Origin of the sequence: Paenibacillus sp. NPDC101420 (genome assembly GCF_050277435.1) — a bacterium.
Taxonomy (GTDB): domain Bacteria; phylum Bacillota; class Bacilli; order Paenibacillales; family Paenibacillaceae; genus Paenibacillus_AQ.
On record NZ_JBNNSE010000001.1, the window covers coordinates 1,481,255 to 1,493,661 of the forward strand.

General features: G+C 44.7%; 7 protein-coding genes and 1 other annotated feature. Of the genes, 5 read left to right on the forward strand and 2 right to left on the reverse strand.

The window, feature by feature from the left end; genetic code table 11:
- Positions 1-58: 58 nt before the first annotated feature.
- The gene (gene pheS / locus ACQKMP_RS06510) at positions 59-1,093 is read right to left on the reverse strand and encodes a phenylalanine--tRNA ligase subunit alpha (protein WP_042186167.1); all 1,035 of its coding nucleotides are present in this window, start codon (positions 1,091-1,093) and stop codon (positions 59-61) included.
- Positions 1,094-1,153: 60 nt separating this feature from the next.
- Positions 1,154-1,439 (reverse strand) — a binding site (T-box leader).
- 269 nt (positions 1,440-1,708) lie between these two features.
- Here pheS and ACQKMP_RS06515 point away from each other — a divergent pair.
- The 5 genes from ACQKMP_RS06515 (at position 1,709) to ACQKMP_RS06535 (ending at position 9,651) form a co-directional block, all read left to right on the forward strand.
- The gene (locus ACQKMP_RS06515) at positions 1,709-4,270 is read left to right on the forward strand and encodes a hypothetical protein (RefSeq protein ID WP_379422643.1); all 2,562 of its coding nucleotides are present in this window, start codon (positions 1,709-1,711) and stop codon (positions 4,268-4,270) included.
- Between the two features lie 54 nt (positions 4,271-4,324).
- On the forward strand, positions 4,325-5,737 hold the full coding sequence (locus tag ACQKMP_RS06520) for an efflux RND transporter periplasmic adaptor subunit (protein ID WP_379422645.1): 1,413 nt from the start codon (positions 4,325-4,327) through the stop codon (positions 5,735-5,737).
- On the forward strand, positions 5,734-6,432 hold the full coding sequence (locus tag ACQKMP_RS06525; protein WP_042186162.1) for an ABC transporter ATP-binding protein: 699 nt from the start codon (positions 5,734-5,736) through the stop codon (positions 6,430-6,432). Before ACQKMP_RS06520 ends, ACQKMP_RS06525 begins: the two co-directional genes overlap by 4 nt.
- Positions 6,429-7,601, forward strand: a complete 1,173-nt coding sequence (locus ACQKMP_RS06530; protein WP_156113076.1) for an ABC transporter permease — start codon at positions 6,429-6,431, stop codon at positions 7,599-7,601. The genes ACQKMP_RS06525 and ACQKMP_RS06530 overlap by 4 nt, the downstream gene beginning before the upstream one ends.
- A 439-nt stretch (positions 7,602-8,040) precedes the next feature.
- The gene (locus ACQKMP_RS06535) at positions 8,041-9,651 is read left to right on the forward strand and encodes a diguanylate cyclase domain-containing protein (RefSeq protein ID WP_427469030.1); all 1,611 of its coding nucleotides are present in this window, start codon (positions 8,041-8,043) and stop codon (positions 9,649-9,651) included.
- A gap of 61 nt (positions 9,652-9,712) precedes the next feature.
- Here the strand turns inward: ACQKMP_RS06535 and pulA are convergent, their stop codons facing one another.
- Positions 9,713-12,052 (reverse strand): type I pullulanase, encoded by a 2,340-nt coding sequence (gene pulA, locus ACQKMP_RS06540; RefSeq protein WP_427469031.1) that lies wholly within the window; start codon positions 12,050-12,052, stop codon positions 9,713-9,715.
- Positions 12,053-12,407: the final 355 nt, after the last annotated feature.

Sequence of the window (12,407 nt, forward strand, 5' to 3'; positions counted from 1 at the left end):
ATCAGTAACCCAATTGCTACTTACTCCTAACCCACCAGCCAGCTCGCCCACCAAAAATCTAAACGCCCTTGAACTGCTTTACAAAACTCATATCGTTGTTATAGAAATGACGGATGTCATCGATGCCGTATTTAAGCATAGCAATCCGCTCAACACCCATACCAAATGCGAAGCCGCTATACTTAGCAGGATCATAGCCACCCATTTTCAGAACATTTGGATGCACCATGCCGGCGCCAAGGATTTCTAACCATCCGCTTTGCTTGCACAGTCTGCAGCCATCGCCGCCACATTTGAAGCAGCTTACATCCACTTCAACGCTTGGCTCGGTGAATGGGAAGAAGCTCGGACGAAGACGAATGTCTGTATTCGGGCCGAACATCTCTTGTACGAATTGCTGCAAGGTGCCTTTCAGATCACTCATCCGAATGTTGCTTCCGATAACCAAACCTTCAATTTGATGGAACTGGAAGGAATGCGTTGCATCGTCATCATCGCGGCGGAATACTTTACCCGGGCAAATGATTTTAACTGGAACTTCACCGTTCATAGCCTGCATAGTACGAATTTGTACCGGAGACGTTTGAGTACGCATAAGCAGGTCATCCGTTAAATAAAAGGAATCCTGCATATCGCGTGCCGGGTGATTTTTAGGCAGATTTAGGGCTTCAAAGTTATAATAATCGGTCTCCACTTCCGGACCTTCAGCCACACGGTAGCCCATACCAATGAAAATATCCTCAATTTCCTGAACCACTCTGCTAAGCGGGTGAACGCCCCCTTGCTGCATGCGGCGACCCGGCAGGGTTACGTCTACTTTTTCAGCCTGCAGACGTTGCTGAGTCTCTTGCTGTTGAAAAGCCTCTTGCTTCGCTCCAATAATCTCCTCAATGGCACTACGCACCTGATTCGCTACTTGCCCGATAACCGGACGCTCCTCAGCACTAAGTCCTCCCATACCACGTAGAACTTCTGTAAGCTCGCCTTTTTTACCGAGATATTTCACTCTTAGGTCATTCAAAACCTGTGGATCCATAACCTCCTGCAACTTAGCCAGCGCCTCAACCTTCAATGCTTCCAACTTCTCTTTCATGGCCGTGTACAGCCCCCTTCAATCATTGTCTAGTTCAACAAAAAAAGGCCTTTCCTCCCGGTAAGGGACGAAAAGACCGTGGTACCACCCTTGTTAGACAAGCTGATCTGTTCCCCTTAAGAGCTTCATCCCTCTTTTGGCTGGACAGATACCTATCTCACTTTATACAGAAATAACGGTCTGTGACCGGTTTCCCCTACGCTTCCTTACAAGGCAATCTTAAGGAATTCAAGGAACTGCTCCGGAGTGAACTTCGACAGCTCTGTATCCTAGAAACGCTCTCAATCACCGGCGTCTCCTCCCTGTAAGTCAGGCACTGTGTACTCTTCTCCATCACTGCATTTCACAATTCAATCTAATTGTCAGGTATCTCTTTTATGCAAGAGATATGTCTGTTTATTATATGCAAAATCTGTCGTTTTGACAAGTTCAAGCATAATTAGGGCAATTTTTATCTGGCTTTAAGCTGGCTTTAAGGTTCAGAGCCATTTTGGGGACTTTTTTTCAGCTAACGTTCAGCGGAGCTTGATAATTTCCATTATTAAGAAGGCATGGTTGTACTCAATCATAAATCACCTTCAAAATACAAGGACTTTCATACCGGGAGGGAATTACATGCATGCACGAAGAACAAAAGTAGCTGTGATCATACTTAGCGCAGCAGTTCTGAGTCAAGCTTCAGCGTATGGAGCATACGCGGCATCAACTACTACTTCATCCACCAAAACAGCAACTGCCACCACTGTATCCACTCTGGATAAACTCGGCTCGATAGCTTTAAAGAGTAACTTTAGTGTGAAGCTGACCGATGTTGGCTTTTTGACTCAGGATGGCGGCAATATTCTTACATACACCCTCAGCTATAACAATGGGAGCGGAAGCAGCATCAATCTTGTGGACTATTTCTCTAAAGTAACAACTGCCGGAGGAACCGTTATCCAAGGAAGCCCAGTAACCAGCAGTGCAACCATCAAATCTATCCCCTCCAAAAGCAGTCAATCCGTAACCTATTACGTAAACGTCGGTAAATCCACATCTTTAAATGGAGTGAAGATTTCAGTATTCGGTTGGGATTTCAGCAGTACCGATTATCAAAAAAAGCTGGGGACCTTCACCATGCCTGTTGCTTTTTCACAAGCGGTCGCTAGAGGCCAAAGTAAAAAGATAACCTTGAATAATCAGCCCGTAACAACCAAAACGGAAAGTCTGCAAATTTACAAATATAACGGTAAGGTATACGCCAAAGTAGGTGTGAGCTTAACCAATCAAGGAACCAAAGTGCTAAGTGATCCTGGACTTAAGGGATACCTCGCATCCGCAGGAGGATCTGTATTTGAATTAACGCTTGATGATGCGAGCAGTAACTACAAAGTACAGCCACAGGAAAAAAAGACGATCTACTACATGACGGAAATCCCCTCTTATATGAAGACAGACAATATGACTCTGCAGTTTGCTGCAGAAGATACCTCATTAAAATTAGCTTTGCCCATCGTCACCTATAACCTTCCCGCTGCTACCACACCAGATCTTGTCGTAGCCAGCAATGTCATCAAGAAGCTTACGATTAACAATAATACTGTCGAGACGCAGTTAAAAAGCGCCAATGTCTATGCCGACAACGGCACTGCGAAGTGGACGCTGCAATTTCGAGTAAAAAATAGCGGCAACAAGGCGATTACTTTGCCTGCTTATGAGTTTACCGTTAAAGCCGCTGAAGGATATAGCTTTCCGTTGGACACGAAGGCTTTCGCAAACCTTACACTCAAACCCCTTGAAGAAAAAATAATTGAGCTCAGTGCAGAAGTTCCGCTAACGATCGCTCAAGGAACGCTACAGCTGCAAATGACTGAACCCGCTGTAGAGGGTAAGATCATTTTTCCTACAGCCTATTATCAGATTCCTTACACACTCCAAACTAACAATTGGCAGGATACAGAATACGCGGTGGAGAACAGTTACGGCACATTTGCTGTCAAGCTTGAGAACATCCAGCGGCTACCTTGGGCAGACAAAGATCAGCTTGTAGCTAAAATCAATATTCGCAACACGAAATCGACCTCTGTGCAGCTTCCTGCATTTACAAGCGTCATTAAAGCTGGTGAGAGTGATATTAGCAGCACTTCCCAAGTTGTCACAGAAAGCACGCAAACCATACTCGGGCCAAATGAATCCGCAGACGTTTATGTCGTGGCCAATGTTCCTTACACCTACCAGTTCAATCAATTAAAAATAACGCTGCAAGAAACCTCCGGCGAAAGCAAAATTAATTTTCTTTCTTTAAGTACAAATCAGTTGGACAGCCGTGTTCAGGAAGTTGCAGCACTAAGTTCCTTCCAAATTGACCTTGAAAGTAAAAAAGCAGAAGTGTTAGAGCGCCGGACAACGGTTTATCAGGGTGCGAGCTCCAATATCATGTACACAGAACTGGAAATGAACAGTGAGGAAACACGTAAATCGGAGCAGGCTCAACTCGTAGCTTATTACAAAACGCCTGACAATCAATATTACGAAGCCGAGGTCAACCAGTCTACCACTTCCACGAGCCCTAACGGAAAAAATCTGGTTACCGTCTGGACTAAGCTTCCACTTGGAGTAGATCCTTCTCAGCTTGTTCTTTATGTCGGTGAAGGGGTATCCGAAGGAAAACTTACGGCTCCTGGCGGGAAATCAACGGGTTATATCAATACGGTGTCACTGGGTCTAAATAATGTTGCGGTGGAGTCAAAAAGTAATCTTTTGGATGTAGAATTGTTCCCTTATACCCTATCCGTTACAAATGCAGTCGCCACCGTCACTGGTGGAAAAGATACGCTAAGCACTGTCCTAACCTACAACCTGTCGAGCAGCACGCTTTACGAATCGGGTACCTATGAGCACAAGCTTGTACTAGAGCTAATCGACCCCTTCGGACAAACGATGGAGAAGACATTAACACTGGGCACAGATCTACCATTAGGGAACTTCAAGTCATACACCACAACATTCACAAGCAATCTTTACAAAACTCTAGGTGGCGGCGCGATCCGATTGAATGTATACGACGAATTCCAAGGCCATCGAAATTTGCTGGGAACTGGGACCTATGTTGTCACTTATCAGGCAGCGTCAACGACTTCAAACAACAATTCCACTTCAAACACCGATTCAAGTGCTAACAATCCATCCGACACTTAGTATGCGAGGGGTGGCCTAAGTTAAAAGAAATTTGATGATCTATGGAGGAAAGAAATGAAGAAGAAAAAAGTGTTGCTCTGGACCATCGGAGTAGTAGCTGTAGTAACAGCCGGATTGTTGGTGTATACATTTTTACCTGATAAGAGCAGTCAGGCTGCTGAAGTGCCCATTAATACAGCCACGGTTACGAAGGGCGATATCGTAGTAAATGTATCTGGAGCAGGCTCCGTCACGGCCACTGAAACAGGAAAAGTGAAAACGAAGGACGCTGGAACCGTAGCTGAGGTGCTTGTCAAAGAAGGCGACAATGTGAAAAAAGGTCAGACATTAATTACCTTCGAAGGCAATGATTTGAGCGACAATCTCAAGCAGGAACAAACCTCTCTTACCTCGCTTGAAGAGGATCTTCAGGACAAGCAGGAGCAGTATAAGAAGCTTGCCGTGGCAGGTGCCTCTGAGGATGAATTAGCCAGTGCCAAACGTTCGATTGAAAAAGCGAAAACGGATATCGCTTCTCAAATCGAAAAAATTGCATCTGTACAAGAGGATATGATCCCTCCAGATCCCCTAACCGCCCCTATTGACGGAACTGTTACAGCAGTTAACATAGCCAGCGGTGAAAAAGCGATGGATGGCTCTGAACTCATCGATATCACCGATTATGCTAATTTAAGCGTCATAGTGCAGGTGGATGAGCTTGATATTCCTACAGTGAAAATAGGGATGCCTGCTACCATTTCATTGGATGCCCTGCCCGACACTGAATTCAAGGGGAGTGTTACTAAGATTGCCAAGGAAGGCACCGTCTCGAACGGAGTCTCCCTCTTCGATGTTACCGTTGGCTTAACCACCTCCGAAGGCGCCCTTGTAGGGATGTCGGCAGAAGTTTCAGTTACAACAGCTGAGAAAAAAGATGTATTAACCGTACCTATTGAAGCTGTTCAAGAAAGAAATGGCAAGTACACAGTTTCTCTCCCTTTAACAGCGGGTTCACCGGGTTCAACCGATTCCTCAAAAGCCTCTAGCGAGGGCCAAGCACCGAGGCCTAGCGGGGCTCCCGATGCTAACGGTGGTGCTATGCCTAGCGGGGCTCCTGATGCTCGCGATGGCGCTATGCCTAGTGGAGCGCCTGATGCTCGCGGCGGTACTATGCCTAACGGAGCAGCTGGCACAAGAAACCGTGGAAATAGTAATCAGCGAACAGTTTCCGTCGAAGTGGGCATCCATGATGAGAGCAGTATTGAAATTGTCAGTGGGCTTAATGAAGGAGACAAAGTGATCATCCCTACTGTCATCTCTACCAAAACAGGTACAACTAGTACTGAGATGCAAATGCAAGGTGGCATGGGCGGTATGGGTGGCGCCGGTTTCGGCGGCGGCGGCTTTAGTGGTGGTGGTGGCTTCAGTGGAGGTGGTACTGGTGGCACGGGCGGAGCACCTGGTGGTGGCGGAGGTGGCAGTAGATGAGTGCTTTAACGCCACTGATCCAAGTCCAGAATATGACCCATGGCTATACTATGGCCGGAGAAACTATGACAGTTCTAAAAAATCTTTCCTTTACAATCGACTTCGGAGAGTTCGTAGCGATTATAGGTCCTTCCGGTTCTGGTAAATCAACACTAATGAACATGCTCGGATGCCTGGATGTATCGGATGAAGGAAGCTATCTCCTAGACGGACAAGAGGTTCGTAAGTTATCCGACAACAAGCTGGCAGTTATCCGGAATGAGAAGATCGGCTTTATCTTTCAAAACTTCAATCTCCTCCCCAAGTTGTCTGCTGTCGAGAATGTGGAGCTTCCGCTAATATACCGCGGCCTCTCACATCGAGAACGCAGAGAAACAGCGCAGCAAGCACTCCTTAAAGTTGGTTTGGAGGAGAGAATGCATCACCGACCTTCTGAGCTTTCAGGAGGTCAGCAGCAGCGTGTAGCGATTGCGCGAGCCATGGCTGGATCTCCCCCGATTCTACTTGCAGATGAACCTACCGGGGCGCTTGATACGCGAACTGGACAAGAGGTCATGCAGATGATACGAGAATTAAATGAGCAGGGTCATACAATCATCCTAATCACACATGACCTCGAAATTGCAAAGCAAGCAAAGCGGATCATTCGTATTCAGGATGGCAACCTCGTAGAAGATCGGAGGAATGCGAGGTGAAATTATTTCAAAGTATGCGGATGGCTCTAAAAAGTATTTACAGCAGTAAAGTAAGAGCTTTTTTAACGATGCTGGGTATTATTATTGGTGTATCATCCGTTATCATCCTCGTTTCTGTGGGGCAGGGAACTACTTCTCAGATTACGGAGCAGCTTAATGGACTCGGAACAAATCAACTGACGGTAAACATCACTGGCCGTGGGGCTACCACCTCCCTCACCTATGAAGAAGCCTTGGCACTAGGAGATATAGAGGGGATAGAAAATGTAGCTCCTGTGATCAGTGGCAACGTTACAGCCAAGCATAATACTGAGAATGTTAGCGTTACAGTTGAGGGCATTACACCTTCTTATGAGGACGTTAAGGATTTTCATGTACAGTCAGGACGTTTCCTGCTTGATATTGATACGGAGTACCGGCAGAAGGTAGCGCTAATCGGCACAGGTACGGCTGAGGATTTATTCGGTACAGATGATCCTGTCGGCCAAAAGGTACAGCTAAACGGGATCAGCTATAAAATCGTCGGTCTTTTGGAAGCAAAAGGCTCTAGTCTAAGTGGCTCCAACGATGATATCTTATTGATTCCTATAGCTACTGCAGAACGTCAGTTAAAAAGCAAAGGCGTACGTTCCATCACAATTGCGACGACTTCAGCAGACACTGTAGCTACCGTAAAAGATAAACTAGAGAGTACACTGGATGCTAAATTTAATTATGCGGATAATGCTTTTAGTGTCTTTGACTCTCAAGAGATGCTGGAAACTGTAAATTCTACGACAGCTACGCTTTCAATGGCACTTGCGGGAATTGCCGGCATTTCTCTGTTTGTCGGGGGGATCGGCATTATGAATATTATGATCGTATCCGTCAATGAAAGAACAAGAGAAATTGGTATCCGCAAAGCAATCGGCGCCAAAAAGTTCGATATTCTCGCTCAATTCATGATCGAATCCATTGTGCTTAGCGGATTGGGTGGGGTGATCGGTGTTGGCATTGGAGTCGCAGGTAGTTGGTTACTAGGAAAGTACACTTCACTTACAGTATCCATTGCTTGGGATATGGTACTGATATCTTTTGTTTTCTCCTTGCTTATCGGCGTGATTTTCGGAATGATGCCTGCGAACAAAGCCGCACGGCTTCGCCCCATTCATGCACTACGTAACGAATAGTAACTTCAAGTCAGCTGCCACAGTCATTATTATGACTAGGCAGCTTTTTTAACATAACAGAACGCATATTTTTGGGGCTGAGCTGGGTATCATTTACGAAGGCGTTGGGTAATAGGATTTATGGATTTGAATATAGATAAGGCAATAGGCCCATACCATAATCATTTAAATTTTTTATTATTGATATTTATTTGAGGAAGCGATTGCTCTATAAGTAGGACGTCCTATATACTTGTTGTACTACAAACAGCGATCCACACACAATTTATCTTTCCCATGCCTCATTTCCCACTATGTTACAACACCTCTTTTTTTTACATAATCACTCTCAACATCTCTGCCTGAAAATAAAACACGCCTGCCACAAATGGAAGTTCCGCAGGTTATAGGTTAGCAGCAATAAGATTTGTTAAACATCTTATGCGGGGAGAAGATGACCGTGGCTGGATTTTTCGATATCAAAGTAACACGCAAACTAATCTTTATTTTCGCTGCGATCTCCATTCTACTGGTTGGGATTAGTGTAGCTTCTTTACTCTATCTAAATCACACCATTAACAGAATGTCAGATTCTTTATATGAAGATGTATTTGAGAACTCTGAGCTCATACTGAGTGCTGATCGTGATCTGTATCAAGCCGCAATCGCTCTCCACTCCTCCATGAGCTCGAACCTCACTGACGCTGAACGTGATCAGTTCATTCAGGAATTTAAGGACAATAATCAACAAGCACAAGAACGGGTAGGCCTAGCAAGTTCAGACATCAAATCTATCAATAAACCCTACAGTGATTTGAAACAGGCAAATATTCTTACTGAATTAGAGAACGAGCTCCATGCCTTCGAAACATCCCTAGTCCTATGGAAGAGTACAGGGAGTAAATTGATAACTGAACGGATGCAGATCGGATGGGATCCTGCTTCATATCATGCTGTAAGTCTGAACATGCAGTTAAATGAAGTCAGAACTCATCTAGATCAATCAGAAGACCTGATAGACACCTACGCTTTACAAGTAACAGATGGATTCCAAGATAAAAAGAGTGCACTCTTTGCGCTATACTCATTGGTCTTCTTTATTCTGCTTCTAGTTATTATTTATCTGGGTCGCAAAATCATTTGGCTCAAAAATGAAATGCTGGAGGAACAAACACTCTATCAGCTAATCGGCGAAACCATGTCTGACTTTATTATTTTGACTGATCCTAACGGGTTGATACTGTATAGCTCCCCTTCACATTCAAGTATTCTCGGCTATGTTCCTAAAAAGGGTGACCCACTCTCCAACTACATTCGTGAACCGGAAATTGCTTGGGCTAAACTAAAGAGTGTCGTTCAAGGAACCCCTCGTATCTCAGAGCTACGAATGCGTGGAGCTGAAGGGCAATGGGTATGGCTGGAAACGAAGGTGTCGCCTGTTCGGGGAAGCAATAATTTCCCAGCACAATTTATGTTAGTGTCCCGTGAAATTACACAACGGAAGCAATACGAAGAACGATTACATAAGCTAGCCTTCTATGATCATTTAACCGCGATTCCCAACCGTGCTCATTTCAAAATGTACATGGAGAATCTCATCAACCAACCCGAGGAACGGAGAAAGAATATTGCACTCGCATTGCTGGATTGTGATAGATTCAAGCAGTTAAACGATACCTTAGGACATCTGGCTGGAGACGAATTTCTCCAGCTGCTCTCTCGAGAGCTTTTGCAAACGGTTAAAGGTGTAGGCCAGGCGTTCCGGATTGGCGGTGATGAATTCGCGGTGGTACTGCACCGATTTACTTCTCCAGAAATGTTAGATGAAATGCTACAACGGTTGCTTAAGTTATTCAACAAATCTTGGTCTATTGACAATGGATCTAGCTTCCACACCTCCGCAAGTATTGGTGTAGCCCTATTTCCTGAGCATGGAGGCAGTATTAATGAACTTCTGCGTGCCGCAGATCTAGCGATGTACCTTTCCAAAGACCATGGAGGGAATGAAGCTAATCTCTACTACGAGCTTTTAGATGTAGGTTTATCCAACCAGATCATCGGAAAACCATAAGATCAACAAAAAGAGCTGTTCCGGGGGACAACTAACCCTGAAGCAGCTCTTTTTTATTTTTTTAACTGGTTAACTGCAGATGATCATCTGAGATTCCATCATTCTCCTGATCACGATCTATAACCATGACCTTGATCAGCTCTTCATCCTTGGAACAATTAATGAAGCGATCGCCATCCCCATCTTTCTCTTCCCAGTCATTTAGTCGTAATATATATCCGATAGAATCGGTATCTGGCAACACCTCAATTCGTGCAACTGCACGCCCATCCTCCATATACCGAAAGTCGCATTGTCCGTCCTGAATTCCTGTATCCCAAACCCAAAGATTCCAGCCTTGATATTTCCCATCTGGCCGCTCATAGTGTACTTCGATAATTTTGGACCGCGGTGCTGGCTCACCACATTCATCATAGAGCACCATCATCGACAAGCCTTCAATTTCCACCTCGCTACCTGCGACCTTCCGGAATGCTTCTGTCCCCGCTCGGGTATGATCCACTACCACGTTCCAACCGTTATTAGCTTCAGGAAGAGATAGCTTTACTCGATCATTATTGGCATTAAAGATGACTGTTATATTGTTCCAGAGGTCGCCTCCTGCATGATTTCTAAGCAGGTACGACACGATCCCCCCATCACAGCGCAGAAATTCCAGCGAACGCTCAATTTCTTGCCGACCATGTAGACGAAACGCCGGATGTGTACGCCGCAGTTCGATCAACCCTTTATAATATTGAAATACAGGCTTAAACATACTCTTCATGTTCCAGCGGATCGCGTTAATCGTATCACCGCTACGATAGCTATTATGATCTCCAAATTTACTGCGCAGTAGCTCATCACCGGCATGCAGGAATGGAATCCCTTGCGAGGTCAGGATGATTCCATTTGCAAGTAGGGATCGGCGCACGGTCTCATTGCAGAGAATATTCTCCAGATCTACATTCACGTAAGGATTAGCCCGTGAAACGGCATCCTGAAATCCCCCTTGAACGGTAAGCACCTTATCCCATAAATTCAAATTGTCATGGGCCGTTACATAGTTCACCGATTCCACTGGGGAGTCTGTAAATTCGTGGATGGCTCCTTTGATTCCGGCTGCAATAGCTCCTTCTTTACCGTATTCCCCTGTAATGAAGCCCCGTCCCCATCCATCACTATCACCTTTGATCGCGGAACGAAAGTTATCATTGAAGACAGCATATCCTTTCCCCCGCTGCACACCTTTTAGCGTCTTTGTTGCCAGTGGAGAATCTCCACCTGTCCAAGGTTCGCCATATAACAGCAGATTAGGATTCACCTCAAGTCGAAGCTCTTCCGTTATTTCACGCATGGTAACACTATCCATCAGACCCATAAGATCAAATCTGAAGCCATCAATATGATACTCCGTAGCCCAGTAGGACAACGAATCCTTAATATATTTGCGTACCATCGGACGCTCTGTAGCCAGCTCGTTACCAACTCCCGAGCCATTAGATAAACGTCCCAAGTAGTCACGGCGATAGAAGTAATCTGGTACAAGCGGCTCGAAGGGACCCTTCTCCACAGCATACGTGTGGTTGTAAACCACATCCATAATTACTGAAATCCCACGACTATGCAAAGCCTGAACCATTTCTTTAAATTCCCGGATTCGTAGACCTGGATCGGTAGGATCAGTGCTATATGATCCTTCCGGTACATTATAATGCTGAGGATCATATCCCCAATTGTAGTCGGTATGTTCAATGGACGAACCACGCTTTATTACACTTAACTCATCTACGGTCTGGAAATCAAACACGGGCATCAGATGTACATGAGTGATACCCAATTCAACCAGATGATCAATACCTATTGCATTTCCTTCCGAATCTCTTAAGCCAAATTCAGTAAATGCTTTGAATTTGCCCTTATAGTACATGCCAGAGCTCTCATGTGAGGAGAAGTCACGCACATGCAGCTCGTAAATAACCGCGTCTGCAGGATGCTGCAATGGAGGAGCAACGTCCTTCTCCCAATGCTCAGGATGGGTCCTGCGCAAATCAACGATTGCTGTTCTTAAACCATTTGCCGATACGGCTGTTGCATAAGGATCTACCGCTTCCGTCACATTTCCATCAGCAAATACAGCACGGTACATATAATATTTCCCTTTTAAATCACCTGATAACTTAGTCTGCCAGACTCCGCCGTTCTGACGCTGCATATATATAATACGCCCACTATCTGTAGAGCTCGGATCAAATCCAATGTTACGTTGATTTCCATCTGTTTCGTACAAAACTAGAGATACAGCAAAAGCAGTAGGTGCCCAAACTTTAAATATACTGTACTCCACCGAGTACGACAAGCCCAGGTCTTTACCTTCATAGACCTCTAACATTAATTCTGTATTTATAACATTTTTACTCATGAGTTAACACCATCCTATGGCTCCCTAGCTAACTTATAGGGATGCTTATAAGTCCAAATATTTCCAATTTAGATCATATTAATACTTGCACAGCTCTGCAAGTCGGTAAAGGAGTATAAACTTTCTATGGATTCATACTATTATATGTAAGACATATTTACAGGTTTGGGTTCCTTACCGACTTTATACTCATCACTATTACTATCGGCATAGACATCTGTGCAATAAAGCAAATAAAAAGTGAATTTAATTATTCTAAATTGAGTATAACGCTCACGTATGAACTTAAGCCAACGTAAGAAATAAAATTATCGATATAAACACAAAAAAACCGACCTCCATACATCGGAAGTCG